A 21,704-nucleotide genomic window follows, 5' to 3' on the forward strand; every position below is an offset into this window, starting at 1 on the left:
AAACAACACTCAATCCGTGCGTACGACTCTTACATCACATAAAATCCTTCCGGTTTTTGTGGCTCGGGTAGATCCTGACGACCAAGTAGTTGCTTGATATTGGTCTCAATCGTCTTAGCTATAGAGGTCACTGATACGTCGGTGGGACGATTTTCGAATGGATCTTGAAGAAACTTCGCTGTTTTCTCTAGCAAAAAGAACGGCAAAGAGATCAATACCAGCATAGGTATCTCCCAAAGACGATCTACCTCTGCCAGAGATACCGCCAGCAGCACGATGAATAGGTAAATAAACATGTGCAAAAAATAGCGGTAAGCTGTAGGAAAGATAGTATTCTTGATCCGCTCTGCCTTACCCATACTGTCGCACAAGCTCACCAACGTTTGATCGATTTGAATTTGCTGGAAGGTATTAACCTTGCCATCATCCAGCATACGACGCAAATCCGCGGACTGCTCGTTGAGTATAGCGAGAGGCACGTTCTTGTGCCATGCGTACTGTGCTAGCTCCTCTGCACTGAGGTACTTTTCCATGCGAAAAAGCGGAGACTCATCCCGGAGATTCTGTGCAAAACTATGAACCCATGCCACCTGCCGTAGCGCCATGCGCTCTGTCTGTTCGCACTGCTTATCTTGGTGGTAGTTGAGCAACTGTACCGTCAGTGTACGGGAACTGTTGACGATGGCGCCCCATATTTTGCGTGCTTCCCACCAGCGATCATAGGACTGACTGAGTTTGAAACCCAGCAGTAGCGAAATCGCTGTACCCATAAAAGCCGGGATATTGATAGGTATGATCGGAAAATCATGATACCGTATAAAGTAAAAAACCACTACAGACACAAAAAAAACAATGATGGCGTCCATATAGGCCAACTTAATGATATACTTAAAAGGAATACGGTATTTGATCAGCATGGCTTAGCGTTTGGTCTTCGTATGTTACAAAATGTACTGGCTCAGGTCACGGTTTTCTACCATACCGCTGAGTTTTTCCTGCACTTTGGTTCGGTCTATCACAATCTTGGCATTGGGTCCTATTTTGTCTGGGATATCAAACAAAATATCGTTGAGCAGACGACTCATCACCGTGTGCAACCTCCTTGCGCCGATATTTTCAATCTCGGCATTGATCTCAAAAGCTATGGATGCAATTTCCTCGACAGCTTCTTCGCTAAAAGTAATCTCTACGTCCTCCGCTCCTATCAATGCAGCATATTGCTTGGTCAGAGCATTTTTGGGTTCACTCAAAATGCGGACAAAGTCACCTTTGGTTAGATTTTCGAGCTCTACCCTAATCGGAAACCTACCCTGTAGCTCTGGAATCAAATCTGACGGTTTGGCAAAATGAAAAGCACCTGCTGCGACAAACAAGATATGGTCTGTATTGATCACACCATATTTGGTATTGACAGCACTCCCCTCTACGATAGGCAGTAGGTCGCGCTGAACCCCTTCTCTGCTCACATCTGGCCCTCCCTTTTTGGACGCTCCTACGGCAATCTTATCTACCTCATCGATGAAGATGATTCCTGTATTTTCTGCCTTAGCAATTGCTTCGTCTTTGACCTCATCCATATCAATCAATCGTGAAGACTCTTCTTCCATTAAGATTTTTCGAGCATCGGCGATAGTCACTTTGCGCTTTTTGGCTTTTTGAGGCATCATATTGCCGATCATTTCTTGGATATTCATCATTGACGATTCGTCCATCTGCCCTCCTCCAATCATACCTATACCTGGGTTGGCATTTTGTTTGACACTGATGTCAATCTTGCGATCCTCCAACTCACGATTCTTTATTTTTTCGCGAAAACGCTCCCGGGTTCTTTCGTTGAGTTCTTCATCGTCTACAGGTGTGTGATTTTCTTCTAGACCTGCCACAGAGGTTGTTTTCTTTTTTACTGGAGGGATGAGTGCATCCAAAATGATTCCTTCTACAATTTCCTCTGCCTTTTCTCTTACTGTCTCTTTTTTGGCATTCTTCACCAAAGCCACCGCCTGCTCGACCAGATCACGCACCATACTCTCTACATCCCGCCCGACATAGCCCACCTCTGTGAATTTAGAGGCCTCCACTTTGACAAAAGGAGCATCGGCGATTTTGGCCAAACGTCTGGCGATTTCTGTCTTCCCTACTCCTGTTGCTCCGATCATTAGGATGTTGTTGGGTACGATCTCCCCTTGCAGCTCGGTCTTGACGTTCATTCTCCTCCATCGGTTACGAAGAGCTATCGCGACATTTCTCTTCGCATCATTTTGACCAATGATGTACTTATCTAGTTCTGCTACGATTTGTTTTGGTGTTAAGTACTGTTCTGTTGACAACATCTTATATAATTGATTTTTTATGAAATACTCTATTTAGGTTACTGGTGATGGTAAAATAACTCCTACCACTGTCTACGTGATATGTGGTATAGGTATAAGAAAATTCAAACATTTTAATGTGCAGCATGGCTCCCATCGAAAACCCAGTGATACCTGCTCGATCGGGATCTCCAAGTTCCTTTCGAATTAGATGGTTGTATCCTACGCGCAATTGAAAATTTTGACTAATAACCACCTCTGTCCCAAAATTGATGTGTCGAAAAACCTCGTCGACAAGCCCCGGCTCTTCTTCCGAAAAATCCACATCATAATACCCTGAATCGGAGACTCCCAAATTGTAAGCCGTCACCGAAAAACGAAAAGGCATATGATCTGGCTTAAAAGTAGCGCCAATCTGCACATCAAACGGCACGTTCGAATTCGACGTGCCACTGTAATCTGAGAGCACTACGCCCATGTTTTTGAACAACAATGCGACTTGTAACTCTCGTTCTGGGTGAGTAAAAGTCCCTCCTAAATCCATGGTCAGTGCACTGGCTCCATAGGTGTCAATATTTGAATGGATGTACTTCAAATTGGCTCCAAGAGAAAACGCCCCTAAAGTCCGACTATGAGACACTACCACCGCAGTCTCATTGGCATGGAGCTTCCCGATTGAGTTGCCTACCAAGTCAAAGCGTTCGATATCTCCATAACCCATGTGCTGTACACCAATCCCTATGGGGCCAATCCTCTTGTTGTTCCAGACATAGCTAAACGTATTGTACTTGATGTCTGCATAATAACTCAGGTGACTCCATGACACATGATTGTGATTGGCAGAATCCAACAGTGCTGGATTGGACAAAAATAAATTGACATCCTCTGCCGTGGAAGATATCACGACTCCTCCCAGTCCTGCCACTCGCGCACCGACGGGCAAATTCAAAAACTCAAACGAGGAAGTCCCTCCCCGCTGAGCATATAAAAGGCCTGCATGAAACACGAATAGAAGAATCAAAGCAGGTCTTTTCATTTTATATAGTCTCAGGTACCGAATTACTTATCCGTAAACTCAAACTTCATCGGTTGCTCTACACGCTGTGGCAATAGTGCAATATCCAGCACTTCATCCACAGTTTCTACAAAGTGAAAGGTAAGCCCCTTGACGTAGCGTTCGTCAATCTCATCAATATCCTTGCGGTTTTTGCTGCAAAGAATGATCTCCTTGATCCCTGCACGCTTCGCGGCTAGCATCTTCTCCTTGATCCCTCCAACAGGCAGCACCTTGCCGCGCAACGTGATTTCACCTGTCATAGCCAGTTTGTCCTTCACTTTTCTCTGGGTATACATAGAAGCCAAAGATGTCAACATTGTAATCCCCGCTGACGGCCCATCCTTTGGCACAGCACCCGCAGGCACATGCACATGAAGATCATAGTTGTCAAAGGTCTTGTAGTTGATCCCCAAAGCCTCTGCATTGGACCTCAAATAAGAAAGGGCAGTCATTGCCGATTCTTTCATCACGTCCCCAAGCTGACCCGAGAGCGTCAATTTACCCTTGCCACGGCTCAAACTCGACTCGATGAATAATATCTCACCACCTACAGAAGTCCAAGCCAAACCTGTCACAATCCCTGCCAATTTATTGTTTTGGTAGAGTTCTTTGTCAAATACCTCCGCTCCCAAAATTCGTCTCACTTGGTCCTTGTCTACTTTCTTTTGATACTCCTCTTCCATGGCGAGAGATTTGGCAGCATCCCTCACTATTTTCCCCATCTTTCGTTCGAGATTACGTACCCCGGACTCACGTGTATAGTCATCGATCACTTTGGCAATTGCTCGTTTGTCAATCATCAGATCCGAAGGCTTCAACCCATGTTCTTCGAGTTGTTTTGGGAAGAGGTGCTTTTTGGCTATCTCTACTTTTTCCTCCATCGTATATCCAGTGATCTCAATGATCTCCATTCGGTCACGCAGTGCAGGCTGAATAGTATCCAGTGAGTTGGCTGTCGCAATGAAAAGCACCTTCGACAGGTCATACTCTACTTCTAGAAAATTATCCTTGAATGCATTGTTTTGTTCTGGGTCCAATACCTCGAGCAGTGCCGAAGAGGGGTCTCCACGCATATCCGATGACAGTTTATCTATCTCATCCAGTACGAAAACTGGGTTGGATACTTTTGACTTGTTGATATTCTGAATCACCTTGCCAGGCATGGCACCAATATATGTTTTGCGGTGTCCCCGTATCTCTGCTTCATCATGTACACCTCCCAAAGACATACGCACATACTCTCTATTGAGAGCCTTTGCAATAGACTTACCTAGAGATGTTTTCCCCACACCTGGAGGGCCAAATAGACACAAAATCGGCCCCTTCAGGTCATTTTTCAACTTTCTCACCGCCAAGTATTCGATGATACGATCTTTGACTTTCTCCAAGCCAAAGTGATCCTGATCCAAAATCTTTTTGGCACGTTTCAAGTCAAAATTATCCTCAGACATATTGTTCCAAGGCAGCTCTACGAGTAGCTCAGCATAGTTCATAGCTACTGGATATTCGGCAGCCATTGGATTCATGCGCAATATTTTGTCTAGCTCTTTGTGAAAATGCTGTGCAACTTCCACTGGCCAGTTTTTCTTCATCCCTTGCTCACGCAAATCTTCCAGCTCTTGCTCTGGGCTCCCCTGCCCTAGCTCATCCTGCAATACACGCATCTGCTGCCGAAGGTAATAATCGCGCTGCTGCTGATCTATGTCTGTATTGACTTTGTTTTGGATTTCATGTTTGAGTTCGAGTACCTGAATATCCTTGAGCATATACTGTAGCAACAGCTCCGCACGCTTGGTACCGTCATTGATATCGAGCAATTTTTGTTTGTCTTTGACATCCGTGTTGATGTTGGAGCACAAAAAATGCGTCAAGAAGCTGAAGCTATCTATACTTTCTAATGCCACTTGAGCTTCCTTCGGGATATCTGGGTTGAGCTTGAGAATCTTCTTTGCACAGTCTTTGAGCGAATGTACAATCGCAGTAGTCAGACTCTCTTCACCAGATTCAAAATTTTCCTCGAGCAACTTGACCTTAGCCGTCATATAGGGATTTTCTTGTACCACCTGCTCTATCGACATACGCTTTTTGCCCTGAATGATGATGGTCGTATTGCCATCCGGCAAAACCAACATCTTCAATATCTTAGCTACTGTCCCTACTTTGTATATCTCCTTTTCCTTCGGATCTTCTGCTTGCGGATTTTTCTGAGCCGTCACTCCTATGATCTTATTGGTACGGTATGCCTTTTTGACCAACCGAATGGATTTTTGTCTCCCTACAGTGATCGGAATCACTACACCAGGAAACAACACCGCATTTTTCAGCGGCAGTATAGGTAAATCGTCTGGTAAATCCTCTTGATGTATTTCAGAATCATCTCCTGTCAAATCCAATGGTATCAAATCCCCTGAATCCTCCTCTGCCAAATCTGAAAGTATGCTTGTTGAAAACATATTATATTGTTTCATAAAACTTCACTTGCCTGTCACTATGGCATAAAAAATCAATTTTATACCATATTTTTAAAGATACACATAAGTTGCAAGCGCTATGCCAAAGTAAATAGATTTAATCCAGCAAATCATTCGTTAAGAAGATCAGCTGCATTACTTTTGATATTCAGCTATGATACACGAAGTAGATCACCAAATAGTCATAATCAAAAACGCGTGAATAGTTTCCAAACTATCAATAAGCACCTCTCTCTTTCAATCGCCTTTGTGAGTTTTTTTACCTTAGGATTCTCTCTCGTTTCCCAAGGCCAAATACTAAAGAAAAAGCAAGACAATCAGGCAATTACAGACATTGACACCCTCAGTTCAGAGTGGGAATTCAACATCTACAACTTCCCAAACATCAACAGAGTCAATGACTATTATGACAAGACAGAGCTTCAAAAAATACAAAAACTGGAAGCAGACAAAGACTGGAAAAAACTCTACCCGGCACTTCAATCCTATGTCCAAAAATTTGGCATCAGAAATTTCTACGTGGACACGTACTGGATTTGGAGACTAGCCAAATTGACAGAGATCTATGGCACAGAAGAAGAAGCGACCTCTCTCTACAAGCTCGTGCTTCGACACCATCACAACAACATCAAAATCGAAGAGCTGGAACTCTACTATGACTCACTCAACACGCAAGAAACTGAAAACTTTGTTCCTCTAGACTACTACTACAAACTCGTCGAACATCGCAAAGCCATCGACACCATTCGCCCACCTAGAGGCGTACTGCTCAACATGGGAAGAAAAATCAACTCTAGACATGCAGACTATGGCCCATCCATCGGACTCAACAACAGTGTATTAATATTCACCTCCAAGCGAAACGAACGCCGTGTTGGGTTGGATTTCATCAAAAATGAAGACCTATTCATCAGCCGTAAACAAGATGGCTACTGGGAGCTCAGTACCGATCTCACACAAATCAACACCCACTACAATGAAGGATCGGCCTGTCTGAGTCGAGACGGCAAGACTCTCTATTTCTCTCGCTGTGGCTCCCCACAGGGGCTGGGCAACTGTGATCTCTTTGTCGCTACGCTCAACGAGGACAGTGTTTGGACGGATATCCAAAATCTAGGCACCAAAGTCAACAGCATCAGCTGGGATTCACACCCATCACTCTCCCATACCGAAGACACCCTCTACTATGCCTCGGACCGCATCGGCGGGTTTGGACTCTCGGATATCTACTACACGTACAAAAATGATGACGGAGAATGGATGCCCGCACAAAACCTCGGACCAGTCATCAACACTCGAAAAAATGAAGTAAGCCCTTTCTATCATCCCGAATTTGAAGTATTGTTCTTTAGTTCTAATGGCCAGCTCTACAAATTCGGAGAATTTGACATCTACAAGTCGTACCACAAAGAGGGAGCGTGGAGCGAACCGATCAACATCGGTCCTCTCGTCAATGGTCGAGGAAGTGAATTTTACTTCACCATAGATTCACAATCCAAGGACCTCTACTACGCGCGCTCCGCCACAAACGACCTCAACCTCCTTGACCTGTACTCCTTTCCTCTACCTATGGAAGCACAACCCGGAGCACAGACTAGTGTATCAGGTTCCTTGACGGACTCTTTGACTGGCAAGCCCTTTACGGGGATTGTATCAGTGATTGACCTAGACGAAGGAGTAGAAGTCTCTCCAAAGTACCTCAAACCTGATGGTTCTTTTGAATTTGACTTGATCAACAATCGCAACTATCTGCTTGTGATCCAAGGAGACGAATTTTTCAGAATCGAGGAGATGTTTTACCTCGATGGGCCTGCGAGATTCGACGAAGTGACAGACCACATTGCCAGCCGGGTCAAATTCGAATCCATCGAATTTGACCCAGGACTCGCTCACCTCAAAAGTGAAATGTATGGGGACCTCAATAAGATCGTCAATTTCATGTACGACAACCCAGACTTCTTCCTCAAGATCTCAGGACATACGGACAAGTTCGGTACAGATGATTTCAACCTACAACTCTCCATCGATCGAGCCAATACTATCCGAGACTACATCGTGGTGTTCGGAGGGGTGGCAGGTGATCGTGTCATTGCAGAAGGCTTTGGTAGTGACAAACCCATCATAGAGGATCAAAACCAAGACGAACACAATCTCAACCGACGCGTCGAATTTGAAATCTACCGTCCAGCCAAACCTCTCCAGGAAAAAACAGTTGACGAATTGACGGACGAAGACTTTGATTAGTGGATCAATCGGATTTGGGGATAGTGAAATAAAATGAACTCCCTATTCCAGGCTCACTTTCTACCCAAATCTCTCCTTGATTGAGTTTGATAAACTCCTGACAGAGCAACAAACCTAACCCAGTCCCTTTTTCATTCTTGGTTCCTGGTTGAGTTTGCATTTCTGACTCATCAAAGAGCGTCTTCAAGAGAGTTGCATTCATCCCTACTCCCGTATCCTTGACACAAAACTGATAATAAGCTCCACGATCCTCCATTTCGATCGTGACTCGACCCTGCTCCTGAGTGTATTTGACGGCATTGTTGTAGATATTAGCGATCGTGCTCATCAGGAGCCGCTTGTCGGCTACCAGTTCCACCTTGGGATCGACGTGTACGATAGTAGACACCCCTTTGGACACGGCGCTCGATCGATGGGCTCTGATACTCTCCTCTACGACTTCCGCCACATTGACTTTTTCTTGACTCACTTGAACCATTTTCTGCTGAGACAGAGCCCAAGTCAGCAACTTATCCAACAATTCATAGACATGAATCGATGTTTTCTCAAGATGAGCAACAACCTGCTTCTTTTGCTCTACCGAAACCGCAGCATCAGTAGAGGTCAGCAACTTGACCAATTCACGAATATTACCCACTGGCCCACGCAGGTCATGGGCAATTATGGAGAAGAATTTATCTTTGGTTTCTACTTCCTTTTTCAATGCCAATTCAGAGTTTCGAATGGCCGTGATATCCTGACTGAAACAGGCTACACCCAAAATTTCATCTCCCACCCGGATAGGGTTGTACGATATTTCCACAAAAACAGGCTCTTCATACACATCGTACTCTTCGATCACCGAAAAGCGCTCTCCAGTCAAAGCTCTTTGGTATCTTTCTTTCCAACTATCCCGAATACCTAACCCCTCTGGTATCGAACTGACAATATCGTCTCCCACTTTCAGATCCACATCAAAAGCCTCCAAATACCCTTGATTCATGGCGCTGTTGATGGTCAATAGTCGATAATTTCGATCTACGGACCAGATAGGATTTGTCGTGTTTTCTATTTGCGCGATGAGGTAGGCTTCATTCTGCAAAACTTTGATCTCTGCGCGCCTTTGCTCACTCATGTTGCGAGAAGTACAAGCTCCGCCAATGATTTGTCCACCCTCTATAATCGGCACGATGGTGACCTGCATATACTCGGGAATACCTTCCATATCGAAGCGCTCGACAAACACCTGTGTTTCTCCGTCTAGAACTTTGCGATACCTCGCTTCCCACTGCGAACACAGCGGCTCAGGAACATGGTCCAGTACATGCATCCCTGGCTTCAAAGCCTCACCAAACGCCAATTGATAATCTTGACGCATCACCTCGTTGACTACCAAACAAATCAAGTCACGATCATAAGACCACAAACGGTCATGACTATGATTGATTAGATCCAATAGGTGCTTTTCCGAACTCATGCTTGTCTCCTAAAAGACAAAATCTAGTGGATTAAATCAATAAATCAAAGAAGATACGGGAGTCTTCACACCACCACAGCTCTTGCTATTCCCGACTCAATAGTTCACGCAGACCTCGTCCAAAGGCTTGCGTTTGAAGTCTGGTACGTACACGTCCGCATCAGGATAGCCTACAGGTAGCACCAAGTAGGCCCGTTCGTTGGCTGGTCGACCCAAGATGTCTGCGAGAAAATTCATCGGGCTCGGTGTATGCGTCAGTGTCACCAAGCCAGCATGATGAACTGCCGAGATGAACATCCCAGCGGCGATCCCCACCGATTCGTTGACATAGTAGTTGTTAATTTTCTTGCCTTCCGAGTCCAGTTCATAGACCCGTTTAAACAAGATCACCAAATACGGTGCTTTCTCCAAAAACGGCTTGTGCCAGTTCGTTCCGATGGGCTTGAGATCATCCTTCCATCGCTCACTCATCCGGGACTCGTAGCTCTCTCTTTCTTCCTTTTCAGATGCCTCTCTAATCTTGGCTTTAATTTCCGGATTGCTCACCACACAAAATGTCCAAGGCTGCTTATGTGCTCCTGAGGGAGCTGTAGAGGCTGCCAAGATGATCTGATCCAGAACCTGTCTGGGAAACGAACGGTCTGAAATCTCCCGTACACTACGTCTTCTATCAATCCACTGATAGAAAGCCTCACTGCGCTGCAACATTTCCTCTTCAGTATAGTGATCTGCTGCATATTTTACATGTGTAAACCCATTGATGTCTTTGGTTTTCATATTCAATCTATTTTAAAGGCTGTGGTATGCTTGTTTTTGGACAATACAAATTGACTCTTGACATGAGCGATATTGGAGTTGACCGAAAGTTTGGCCAAAATAAATGCTTGAAACGACTCGATATCTCGACTCACGATCTTGAGCATGTAATCAAAATCCCCCGCTATATGGTAGCATTCTTGTACCTCTGGGTATTCGTTCATCTCCCCAATGAATTTATCCAAATAGGACCTCGTATGGTTTTTGAGTGAAATGAACACAAAAACAGTCAGCTTCTTGTCAATCTTTCGTTGATCGATCAGGGCTACATACTGCTTGATCACACCTTCTTTTTCCAATCGCTTCATCCGATCAAACACAGGTGTGGTGGACAGCCCCAGCCTTTCGGCTAATGCCTTGTTGGTGATGCGACCCTCTCGCTGCAAAATATCCAGCATTTTGATATCTACTTCGTCTAAAAGTGCCATTGTTAGAATTTTATTACCCCAAACCTCAGTTTCATTTCACGTAAAAGAATATTAGTTCGTTTTACATACATAAAGAATGTGTTAATTCTTATTTCTACTTATAAACAAAGAATTAAACACTGTCATTATACACAAATAAATACTTTTATCCTTTACAAAAGAAAGGAACAGTGAAAGAATTGCTAAAACAGTTTGAAAGCAAACGCCCGGAGGTGATATTCGAGTGGCACGATGACGAAACGGACGCTGAAGGCTGGGTAGTCATCAACTCCCTACGTGGTGGTGCAGCTGGAGGAGGCACACGCATGCGCAAAGGACTCAACCGCAACGAGGTAGAATCTCTAGCCAAAACTATGGAAATCAAATTTAGCATCTCAGGGCCACCCATAGGAGGTGCTAAGTCAGGCATCAACTTTGACCCCAATGACCCACGAAAGCAGCAAGTACTAGAGCGCTGGTACGCAGCGGTCAAACCCCTGCTCAAACACTACTACGGCACAGGAGGCGACCTCAACATCGATGAGATACTAGAAGTCATCCCTATCACAGAGACCAATGGGCTATGGCACCCACAAGAGGGGGTATTCAACGGGCACTTCCAACCCAACCAAGCGGACAAAATCAACCGAATCGGTCAGCTTCGTCATGGCGTCATCAAAGTCATTGATGAAGCACAATACTCCCCCTCGCCTAGCCGAAAATTTACAGTCGCAGACATGATCACTGGATTTGGCGTAGCAGAGAGTATCGTCCACTACTACGCGCTATGGGGTGGCAATCTTGCCAACAAACGAGTCACGATCCAAGGCTGGGGCAATGTAGGAGCAGCTGCGGCTTTCTACCTAGCTAACCAAGGAGCCAAGATCGTAGGGATCATAGACCGAGAAGGCGGACTCATCCAACCTCAAGGATTCAGCAAGACTGAGGTCAAAGAGCTATTTCTAAACAAAAAAGGTAATCAACTACAACACCCTGACTTGCTCTCGTTCGAAGAAACAGACAATCGCATATGGCACCTAGACACGGACATCTTTATTCCGGCAGCCGCATCGCGACTGTTGCAACGTATCCATATAGACAAGCTCATCGGTTCGGGACTAGAGCTCATCGCCTGTGGGGCTAATGTCCCCTTTGCCGATGAAGAAATCTTCTACGGTCCAATCAGCGAATATGCCGATCAAAATCTCTCGGTGATTCCTGACTTCATCGCCAACTGCGGTATGGCCCGTGTCTTTGCTTATTTCATGGAGGGCAAAGCTAACCTCTCGGACCAAGCGATCTTCGAAGACACTTCCCGTACCATCTACAAGGCCTTGGAAAAAATCCATCACCACAACAAAACAAAAATTGGTCTTACAAATACAGCTTTTGAGAACTCACTGGCTCAATTGATCCCTCAACCCAAAATCCCCATGTTATGAAAACACAAACAATCGAAAAAATATTCACGGAAGCCGAAGACTTCCTACCTATCAACGGTACAGATTACATCGAACTTTATGTCGGCAATGCCAAACAGGCTGCACACTTTTACAAGACGGCTTTTGGTTTTCAATCTCTCGCACACCGTGGGCTCGTCTCGGGTGACAAACAGAGCGAATCCTACGTGCTGGTACAAGACAAAATTCGACTCGTCCTCACTTCGCCCCTAGTCAAGGGAACCGCCATCGGACGACACATCGATGCACATGGTGATGGGGTCAAAGTAGTCGCGCTATGGGTCGATGACGCGACCTACTCTTTCGAAGAAACAGTCCGTAGGGGAGCCAAACCCTACCTCCCTCCCGAAACACGTCGAGACGAGCACGGCGAAGTAGTACTATCCGGCATCCATACCTATGGCGAGACGGTACACTACTTCGTCGAACGCAAAAATTATCGAGGCACTTTCTTGCCAGGGTATCAAGCTTGGGACAGCCCCTATCGGCCAAGTACTACGGGACTCAAGTACGTCGACCATATGGTAGGCAATGTCGGGTGGGGAGAAATGAACCAATGGGTTGATTTTTATACCGAGGTGATGGGGTTTGCACAGTTGATCTCCTTTGACGACAAAGACATTTCTACTGAATACACCGCTCTGATGAGCAAAGTCATGAGCAATGGCAATGGACGTATCAAGTTTCCGATCAACGAACCAGCTGAAGGTAAGAAAAAATCCCAAATCGAAGAGTTTCTGGATTTTTATGGCGCACCTGGCGTGCAACACATCGCAGTAGCCACCGACAACATCATCGAGACGGTCACTGCCATGCGAGACCGAGGCGTAGAATTCCTACAGGTCCCCAACAGCTACTATGAGACAGTACTCGAACGCGTCGGAGAGATCGACGAAGACCTAGAACCACTGCGCCAATTGGGCATCTTGATCGATCGAGATGACGAAGGCTACTTGTTACAGATTTTCACCAAGCCTGTAGAACCAAGACCGACGGTATTTTTCGAGATCATTCAACGAAAAGGCGCACAATCCTTTGGCAAAGGCAATTTCAAGGCGCTCTTTGAAGCCATCGAACGAGAACAAGAACTGAGAGGTACACTCTAAATTATCTCCCTCAGGAGAATGCTAAGTTTTGGGTTCAGCCGGTATTTCCGAAGATAAAAATCAATATTCGACATTGAGCATTCGGTATTCATTATCCCAATTATTTAAACATTACCTCATAGGTGGTTATTGTAAATAAAGACAGTCACGAATTTTGAACAACGAAGTGGTCTACTATCTCTCAAGTAGACAAAAAAAGAGAGAAGCTAGGGGCTTCTCTCAACATTTTTCGTGAATTTTTGACCTTCACATAAACACTTCATGAGGATTCTACTTTCATTAAGTCCAACTAAGATAAGTACAGAACTTGATTAATTCTAACCCTTTCGTTCAAATACAAGTAATTGACTACCAATCTACCTACTATTAGGTACTAATCGAAAATTTCGAGTTGTTCTGGCAGCAACCTAAAGCTCTGTCTATGAAGGGGAGTAGACCCAAATTCTTTGATGGCAGCACGATGTGCCTTGGTAGGATATCCTGCATTTCTGTCCCACCCGTACTGCGGATATTGTAGCGCATACTGAGTCATCAGGTCGTCCCGATGAGTTTTGGCTAGTACCGATGCAGCAGCTATCGAATAGAAGCGCCCATCTCCCTTGATCATCGTCTCGTGGGGAATATCCCGATAGCGATTGAACCGGTTGCCATCTATGAGCAGCAGTTCAGGTCGCACACTCAACTGATCAATCGCCCGATGCATCGCCAAAAACGATGCGTTGAGGATATTGATCTCATCGATCTCTACATTGTCCACGACCCCTATTCCCCATGCGATGGCTGCATCCTTGATCACATCGACCAGTGCTTCGCGCTTCTTGGCCGAGAGCTGTTTAGAATCGTTGAGTACAGCATGACTAAAATCCACTGGCATGATGGCTGCTGCAGCCACTACAGGGCCCGCAAGACAACCACGTCCCGCTTCGTCACAGCCTGCTTCTATAGTATTTTCTTGATGATAAGCTAATAGCATGAATTGAACGCATATTCTTTGAATAGGGACAAAGATGAACAGAAATCATGAATTGGGAGAACGACAGTCCCCCCTCATTTAGAAGGAATAACCGATGGCAAAATTCAAAATGGAATCTCGAAGATCAAAAGTCCAACGGTCTCCAACGGGTAACGTCGGATCTTTGAGGGGAGTGGCCCAGTCAAGCCGAATCACGAACCCTTGTATATCTACTCTGAGTCCTACACCAGCCCCGACTCCCAACTCATCGAGGAACTTGGCGGTAAATTTGCCCCCAGGCAAATCCGGATTGTCTCTGACCAACCAGACATTGCCTGCATCGACAAACCACGCCCCTTTGAGGATGGACACAATCGGAAATCGGTGCTCTACATTGGCCTCTAACCGTATATCTCCGGTCTGATCAAAAAAAGAGTCGGTATTGAAATCATCGGGACTGGTGGTCCCCGGCCCCAACGAACGAATCCTAAATGCACGTACGCTATAGGGGCCTCCCGAAAAATATTGCTTGGAATAAGGCAAGGTCACCGAGTTGCCATAGGCATAGCCCACCCCTGCAAAGACACGCCCCACTAGGACATTGGAGCGGCCCCAGCGGTAGTGATTTTGCAAGTCAATATCAGCTTTGGCATACTGCGCATAAGCAATGCCTATAAACTCCTCTCCAGGCTCAAATAGATTGATTGTATTGCCTGCTACATCTACATTTAGCTTGAGCAAGAGGGCATTGGAATCTTCAGAATCTACGAGTTCGTTGTACACAAACTGATAGGTCAACCCAGCGATGAACTGCTGTTCAAAACTACCCTTGAGGTAAGCATTCTCATCCAAAATCTCTTGAAATTCCTCACTGACATGAATCAAATTGACATAGTTGATACTGATCGGATTGATCTGATGCCTGACTCGACGATTGCCTCTCCAAGTATACCCGAAGGTATTGAGATAGGACACCAACCGGTAGTAGCTACTCCGATCCAAATAATCCACGCCCGTAGCGACTTTTGTCTTGGGTACCGAATACCTGAACCTCCCTTGGAAATTGCCCGGAAAAATCAAGCGTGGAAAAATAACTTCTGCATTGAGCCCTAATTGTGCACTGGTCAACCCTTCGTCACTACCGTTGAGAATCTGTGCCTCGTACCCTACAGAAGCCGAGACATTCAATTTCTCCCCTCCACCAAATAGATTTCGGTTGCCATAGGTCAAAGACAACGCCGGACCGGTAAAATTGTTGGACTGCATCACGGCCTGCACTTCGGCTCGCAATGATCGCTTGCTCAAAGGTGAGAGGTAGATTTTCGTATCGAGATAGCCCTGAGCGTCGGTTTTATCTATCGGCTGCTCGATGAAATCAATGTTGACATACTTGTAGGTGTTGAGTGAAGAAAGTCTCCGACTGGTAAACTTAGACTTTTGAGGATTGTACCACTGCCCCTCACGGAGCACAATATGATCTTTCAACCGTTTGGGCTTGAAAAACACTCCTTCTTGAATGTACAACGTACTATCCAAGAAGACTGTATCCATCTCAGCATTCTTGTCATCAATCACATATTGTGGGTAGACTTCCAAGCTACGGATTTGATACGGCACCAAAGAAGCATAGGGAGCGTCTCGTTTCAATCTCAGATAGAGATTGAACTCCTTGTCTCCAACTTGATTGGTATCCGCCTCGAAAATCAGAAGATTCTGACTAAAATTGAAATAGCCTTTGGACTTGAGGTAAGTATCGATGCGTTCTCGCTCTGCCGTCAAGACATACAGATCAAAGCGCGAACCCGACTCCAACAGTGTCTCCTCCATTGTCTCTTGGATCACCTCATAAATCGGCAAACAATCCGTACTCAGGGTGTAGTCCTTGAGCACATAGGGTCTCTGGGTCTGTACGGTGTAGCTCATCCGTGCCTTTCGTTTGCCCACTTTCTCTTCACTATCGATGACATTGCCAAAGTACCCCCTGTTTTCCAGTCTGTTGTCAATCAGCTCTATCGTCCGAGACACATCCACATCGGATAGGTAGACAGGCTCCTCTCCAATCTTCTTGTTGATGAATCGCACGAGAAAATCATCCTTGTCCTGCTCCACCAGATAATGAGCGGTCAAGCCCACGCGCCTGCCCAGTATCTTCTTGTTGGGTCGAGGGCGTAGAAGCTCTGCTAGCTCACGATCTAGCCCTTTGGGTTTCTTCTCCCCTTCCGCCATGTGTAGCTTTACTTCCCCTCCCGTATACAGCTGTTCGTCATCGGGCACATAGCGCAGTGCAGTACAGCTGCCGAGCAGGCATACGGCAATCATACTACTGATATATATCCATCGCTTGTGCTTCACTTTTTCTTTTTCGTCTTGGTTTTCGAAGTAGCATCCTTGCCCTTAGATTTTTCTTGAGTTCCTGCTTCATCTTGCTCCCTATTCTCCAAATCTATCCCTTCCTTTTCGGCCTGTTTCTTCCAGAGATCGCTAAACTCATTGAACTCTCTGTTGTAAATAAAGGCAATCCCCGTCACGTAGTACTGTCCATCGATGACAGTATCAAACTCATCCTTTCCAAAACCCTTGATTCGATAGACCCCATCCTCGGTCAGCAGATATTCGACACTAGCATCCCCAATCAAAGGAGAGCCTTGCCCTTCCTGCTCCTTGCCTTGAATATTCACATCTCCTCCTACTTTGACTATCACCCTATCGTCCGCAAATTTCTTTTGGGCATCTATCCCCAAGGCTGTACGACTCTCAGTGCCGTTGCCTTGATTGTAGCTGTAGCTATCCACATTGAACTCCAGTTCGAGTCCAGAATCCCCCGTCACCTTGTCGGAAAACTGGTTCAGCTGACTGGAGAGCACCTTAGATACATTTTCTCTGGCAATAGCCGCAGACCCTCCACTGCTCCCATCACTTCCCGATGCAGGAAAGAACCGATCCAATACCAGCAGCGAAAACACCTGTTTATTCAACTCTTCCTCCTGTTCATTGAGCTGTTTGACTTGGCCATACACCTCGCCTCCAAGTGCACTTTGCTCGTCTTTGGGCATGTCCAATGCAAACGAAATCCTAGGTTTGAGCAATTCGTCTTGGACATTGAGATAGACCAAAAATGGCAAGCGACGATTGTAGATACTCGCAGACTCCGTGGACATCCCTGAGATCTTGTTGGCCATCAGGGGCGCTGCAGAAGTTGTCACCTTGTAAATGGCTCGTATATCAACTTCCGCATCGAGAGGATTACCCTTCCATACGATCCTACTACCAGGCGCCATTTCAAACTCCTTGGTCACCAGATTGTACAAACTAGCTTTGTATCGACCATCATTGATCTCGTACCTGCCCGTAAACGACGTACGGCCGTTCGGAGAGAGCGACAGATTAAAGTCACCCCTCCCCGAGATTTCGAGATTGTCATTGGTCTGTTCATTGACGACAATTTTGAAGCTAGATTTCTCGTTGATGGTGACGGTCGCATTGACATCATAGCCCTTGACAGTCACTCCTCCTTGCTCTTCGCCACCTCCACGTGTGAGTATATCATCCGGATCAGACTTGTTGACAAAGAGCACTACCCCATCGCGCTCCTTGACCTCTACTTCGGACTCTGGCACAATGACTGTCAGGTCGGTCCCCTCGTTGACATGAATCTCACCACGCACAACAGGCACCTTCAGATCACCTTTGACCGTCAGGGCGGCATCCAAATTGACGCGACCATAAAACAAGTCATGATCCCCTTCTTCGGAACTCAAAGCATGAAAGTCTTTTGCCTGTATGCGAAGATCAAACTGAGGATTGGTCAGGTCCTCAGTCCGAACAAATCCACTCAACTGGATTGCATTTTTCTTTTCGTCCAAAAGAGTGAGTCGGTTGAGATTGATGCGCTCCGTGTCAAAATCAATGTACTCATGCTCTAGTTCAAATCGAGCATCTAAAGCATCCACCCGAACCGACACCTGATCAAACCGAAGATCGCCCCGATAGTCTGGAGCTTGAGCCGTCCCTCTAAACCGTGCCTCTCCTGTGATAACCCCACTCGCATCAGTCAATGTACCTCCGGACAGTTGCGTCAACAAGCCCGCCTGAAACTCTCGTATCTCCAAAGCAAGGTTCATCTCTGGTCCTTGATTCGTCGCATGGTAATCTCCGACCAAGCCAACATCCACACTGTCTCCCTTGAGAGCTAGTGCAAAGTCGTAGTTTTTGGCAGTCTTGGATTCTCCTTGCAGGGTCAGCACACCGAGTGCAGCACCCAAAAACTGCAATCGATCGATACGAAGATCTGCCAGCATGGCCTTGTCGGCAAATGGATTGACCAGTACCACATCACCACTCATGAGTCCTTGGGCAAGAGTTTCTTCTCCTCCCGAGAGATAACTGGATATAGATGACAATTTGAACCCGTCCAACCGAACCCCCACATGCTCTTCTTCAACATCGGCAAACCCACACGTCAACTCTACCTGCTGCTGATCCTGAGTCAGGATAAAGTTAGAAAAATCTACAAAGCCATTTCCCATCAAAATGGCATTGTCGGGATGGACTGACCATACCTGTTGGTTGACCAGCAGGCCATCTGGGTTCATGTGATAAGACACGGTATCTCCATTTCTCGTTAGTTCTGAACCGATGTGCATCAGCAGCTCATCCTCCGTATAGGCATTGAGCTCTAGGAGCAACCGACCGTCCACTGTATGTCCTACCAATTGCGTGCGATCAATAAGCAAGGGGGACATGGCGATCTCTCTCCACCCAAGCCGAAAATCCAATCCCCTCTGGTCCGAATGCAGCTCCCACTCCAGGCTATCTATAGATATTTCTTGGTAGTGCGCATATGGTACCGAAAACTGAGCATCCAACTGCTGTAAGTCTTCGCTAAACGACAAGTGCATCTCCACAGGATCTAGCTCTTCCAAATCCGTCAAAAGCACCTTCAAGAGCATCGGAGTTTCTTCGACGCGTAGGTCCAGTGTCAGCGCTACCTTTCCCTGCTCACCCGTCGTATCACGGTCTTCGCCCATGTAGTTGGCAAGATGCCGTTGCACTGCTCCAATCCAATCCTCTGGTCTTGCATTGGATTGGAGGTTACCTTGCAGTACTTGACTTTGTACATTGAGCTTGGTCGAGTCATCTGTGAGCTGAGCCTGTATCACAAACTCTCCCAAAGGGTAACTCTCTAATTCATGGACCACTAAGCCATCGGATATCGAAGCATCCAGCATCATATCTGTAGCATCGAGCACGGCCATGACTTTGAGTTTCATCCTTGCCCTCACATCATCTTGAGTCAAACCCAAGGCATAAAAATCCGCTCCTTCTAAATCCACATACGCCTCGACTTCTTTGCGTTCCTCCGCAATTTTGAGTTGACCATTCATCGTCATTTGGATATGCTCGTCAGCGACCTCTAGCTCAACCTGAGCAATCCCATCAGACATCTTGCCCTCCAATCGTAGGTCAGAGTAGTCCCTGCCCTTGAGCTCTAGAGCAGTAAAATTGGTTTTGAGCACCGCATTGAGAGAAGCCAAATCATCACCACTGCCTTGGGCCTGTGCAGTAAAACTCATTTGCCCCAATTCTGGGTTTTGCATCAAACGTCCCATTTCCACCTGCCGCACCTCAAGCTCCGCATCGAATCGAAATGTCTCTCGTTGAGCAAACATACCTCGCAGGCTCACTTGCCCATCCGTAGAGTGAACCAAAGCCGTCAACTCTGCTTCGTCTAGATTGCCCACAACCGCTCCCGTCAGCTGCATCGAACGAGGATACCGCACGGCACTCGACCCCAACAGTGCTGACAGGTCTGTCCGCTGAGTAGTCAGATCAAGAGACCTCACATCATAAGTCAATTGACTACTGTCCCATGGATGACGCACCGTCCCATCAAGGGTCATTTGGGTCAATTCTCCCCAATTGAGGCGCGTCCTTCGGAGGGTAAGTCCCTTGTCCGAAGCACTCAGATCGATGTTCCCTGTAATTTTCTTTTGGCTCAATGCCTGCAAATAGTCCTCCTCTGCCAAAGCAGGAGCAAATATGAAAGCTTCACTTACTGCCAGTGACAGCCCACTCAACTGTAGGTGTCCTGCGGCCACCTTCGGATCCTCCATCAGTGCAGCAATCGAAGGGTAACGTACTTCCAGATCAGCACGGAGTGCATTGTGCTCGGTCTTTAGAACCAAATCGGAGAGAATCATCTCACGCTCGTCGATAGCCAATCCAAATGCCAATTTCTCCAAATCAAACCCACTCCTATCCTTCAACCCAAGTTGAGTCAATTGGAGTGTTGTCCGTCCTGGCATGAACTGCACCTCCGTGGCTTTCAGCTCGACTTCCTGCAAATCTACCCCTTGAGCATTGAAGACTCCAGGCTGTGAGCGAGCAGTATCGCTTAGGTAAGCGAAACGATTGCGATCCATCGCGACCTCCTTGACAATTACGCGCCAATCGGGCCATACAAAGTCTCCTGATTCCTCACCTGCAGTATTTGCCGTGTCTACCGCGTGCGCCTTTGAGGTCGAATGGTAGATAACCTCCGAATCTTCCAGTTGGAACAACTCCCCTGCGACAATCTGCTCACGGAGATTGAGCTGCGGACCACGGAGCAGCAGTCCACCTATAGTTGCACCCAACTTCATGCTATCTGGTACAGAAGTATAACGAACAGTGACGTCACTCAACTCCAAATCCCTCACGGCAAACGTAGGTAACTGAGAAGCAGACGTGGCTTTGGCTTCTTCCTCTTTCCTACTCAATTTGGTGATTTGATAGACTAGGTCTGCCTCGGCAATCATCAACTCCGCCACATCAAACACTAGGTTTTCGATATCCATGTGATCTACATCCAAAGTCAAACTACCAAGTTGCAAGGCACCATACATCCCTGAAGAGCGGTCATCATATCGCAAGTCAAAATCCTGAAAATAAACTCTTCCCACCTCAAACTGATATGGTCGATTCGTTGACTCCTCCACGACAGTATCTTCTGACGCAAAAGCCTCCTTCAGAAAATCAAAATTGTACGGTCCCGACTCTGGTCGACTGACACGAGCCGTCAGTCCACTCCACTTGACCTTGTCTACATCCACAGTACGATCGAGCAGGATCGGCAAGAGAGCCATCGATACTTCCAAGTCCTGAGAGTACAGCAAGGTATCTTGTACTTGATCTTCTACATAGAGTCCCTCCACATAAACATGGCCCGAAAACGTAATAAACAAACGGTCCAGCGATACACGGGTCTCGGTTTTCTCGGACACAAAATCGAGCACTTTGCCCACAATGAGGTCTTGTCCCCACGCACTGCGAATGAGGAGAATCATCCCCACAAAGAGGATAAATATCCCCAGTAGGCACCCGCCCAATGCTCGTATGATCTTGTACTTCCTTCCTATTGACATATAGTCCTATACCGGCCCATGGC

Annotated in this window: 13 protein-coding genes; 3 read left to right on the forward strand and 10 right to left on the reverse strand. The window is 46.4% G+C overall.

The features are described from left to right. Positions 1–29: 29 nt before the first annotated feature. Genes BFP72_RS12135 through lon form a run of 4 tightly spaced genes read right to left on the reverse strand, consistent with a single transcriptional unit; the run spans position 30 to position 5,819 of the window. Entirely contained in the window at positions 30–917 is an 888-nt protein-coding gene (locus BFP72_RS12135; RefSeq protein WP_099599389.1) for a bestrophin family protein, read from the reverse strand. A 24-nt stretch (positions 918–941) separates the two neighbouring features. Beyond that, positions 942–2,330 carry an ATP-dependent protease ATPase subunit HslU gene (gene hslU, locus BFP72_RS12140; protein ID WP_099599390.1) on the reverse strand — a complete coding sequence of 463 codons (1,389 nt, stop codon included), beginning with the start codon at positions 2,328–2,330 and terminating at the stop codon, positions 942–944. 1 nt (position 2,331) lies between these two features. After that, positions 2,332–3,345, reverse strand: coding sequence for a type IX secretion system protein PorQ (gene porQ, locus BFP72_RS12145; RefSeq protein ID WP_099599391.1), 1,014 nt, complete (start codon positions 3,343–3,345; stop codon positions 2,332–2,334). Between the two features lie 23 nt (positions 3,346–3,368). Then, the gene (gene lon / locus BFP72_RS12150) at positions 3,369–5,819 is read right to left on the reverse strand and encodes an endopeptidase La (protein WP_099599392.1); all 2,451 of its coding nucleotides are present in this window, start codon (positions 5,817–5,819) and stop codon (positions 3,369–3,371) included. A 216-nt stretch (positions 5,820–6,035) separates the two neighbouring features. On the opposite strand from lon, the gene BFP72_RS12155 reads away from it, so the two are divergent. Then, positions 6,036–8,081, forward strand: a complete 2,046-nt coding sequence (locus tag BFP72_RS12155) for an OmpA family protein (protein WP_255397207.1) — start codon at positions 6,036–6,038, stop codon at positions 8,079–8,081. A gap of 4 nt (positions 8,082–8,085) precedes the next feature. On the opposite strand, the gene BFP72_RS12160 is transcribed toward BFP72_RS12155, so the two are convergent. From BFP72_RS12160 to BFP72_RS12170, 3 genes are all read right to left on the reverse strand, one after another. After that, positions 8,086–9,537, reverse strand: a complete 1,452-nt coding sequence (locus BFP72_RS12160) for a PAS domain-containing sensor histidine kinase (protein ID WP_099599393.1) — start codon at positions 9,535–9,537, stop codon at positions 8,086–8,088. Positions 9,538–9,633: 96 nt separating this feature from the next. Next, positions 9,634–10,314 carry a nitroreductase family protein gene (locus BFP72_RS12165; protein ID WP_099599394.1) on the reverse strand — a complete coding sequence of 227 codons (681 nt, stop codon included), beginning with the start codon at positions 10,312–10,314 and terminating at the stop codon, positions 9,634–9,636. 2 nt (positions 10,315–10,316) lie between these two features. Further along, positions 10,317–10,781 carry an Lrp/AsnC family transcriptional regulator gene (locus BFP72_RS12170; RefSeq protein ID WP_099599395.1) on the reverse strand — a complete coding sequence of 155 codons (465 nt, stop codon included), beginning with the start codon at positions 10,779–10,781 and terminating at the stop codon, positions 10,317–10,319. A 170-nt stretch (positions 10,782–10,951) separates the two neighbouring features. On the opposite strand from BFP72_RS12170, the gene BFP72_RS12175 reads away from it, so the two are divergent. After that, complete coding sequence (locus tag BFP72_RS12175; RefSeq protein WP_099599396.1) at positions 10,952–12,202, forward strand: Glu/Leu/Phe/Val dehydrogenase dimerization domain-containing protein; 1,251 nt, start codon at positions 10,952–10,954, stop codon at positions 12,200–12,202. After that, positions 12,199–13,326 (forward strand): 4-hydroxyphenylpyruvate dioxygenase, encoded by a 1,128-nt coding sequence (hppD, locus tag BFP72_RS12180; RefSeq protein ID WP_099599397.1) that lies wholly within the window; start codon positions 12,199–12,201, stop codon positions 13,324–13,326. Before BFP72_RS12175 ends, hppD begins: the two co-directional genes overlap by 4 nt. A gap of 373 nt (positions 13,327–13,699) precedes the next feature. Here the strand turns inward: hppD and BFP72_RS12185 are convergent, their stop codons facing one another. The 3 genes from BFP72_RS12185 to BFP72_RS12195 all read right to left on the reverse strand — a co-directional run bounded on the left by BFP72_RS12185 (position 13,700) and on the right by BFP72_RS12195 (position 21,681). Continuing rightward, positions 13,700–14,299, reverse strand: a complete 600-nt coding sequence (locus BFP72_RS12185; protein ID WP_099599398.1) for a ribonuclease HII — start codon at positions 14,297–14,299, stop codon at positions 13,700–13,702. A gap of 78 nt (positions 14,300–14,377) precedes the next feature. Beyond that, the gene (locus BFP72_RS12190) at positions 14,378–16,630 is read right to left on the reverse strand and encodes a BamA/TamA family outer membrane protein (RefSeq protein WP_221406511.1); all 2,253 of its coding nucleotides are present in this window, start codon (positions 16,628–16,630) and stop codon (positions 14,378–14,380) included. After that, complete coding sequence (locus tag BFP72_RS12195; protein ID WP_099599399.1) at positions 16,627–21,681, reverse strand: translocation/assembly module TamB domain-containing protein; 5,055 nt, start codon at positions 21,679–21,681, stop codon at positions 16,627–16,629. The genes BFP72_RS12190 and BFP72_RS12195 overlap by 4 nt, the downstream gene beginning before the upstream one ends. Positions 21,682–21,704: the final 23 nt, after the last annotated feature.

Source organism: Reichenbachiella sp. 5M10 (assembly GCF_002742335.1).
Lineage (GTDB): Bacteria > Bacteroidota > Bacteroidia > Cytophagales > Cyclobacteriaceae > Reichenbachiella.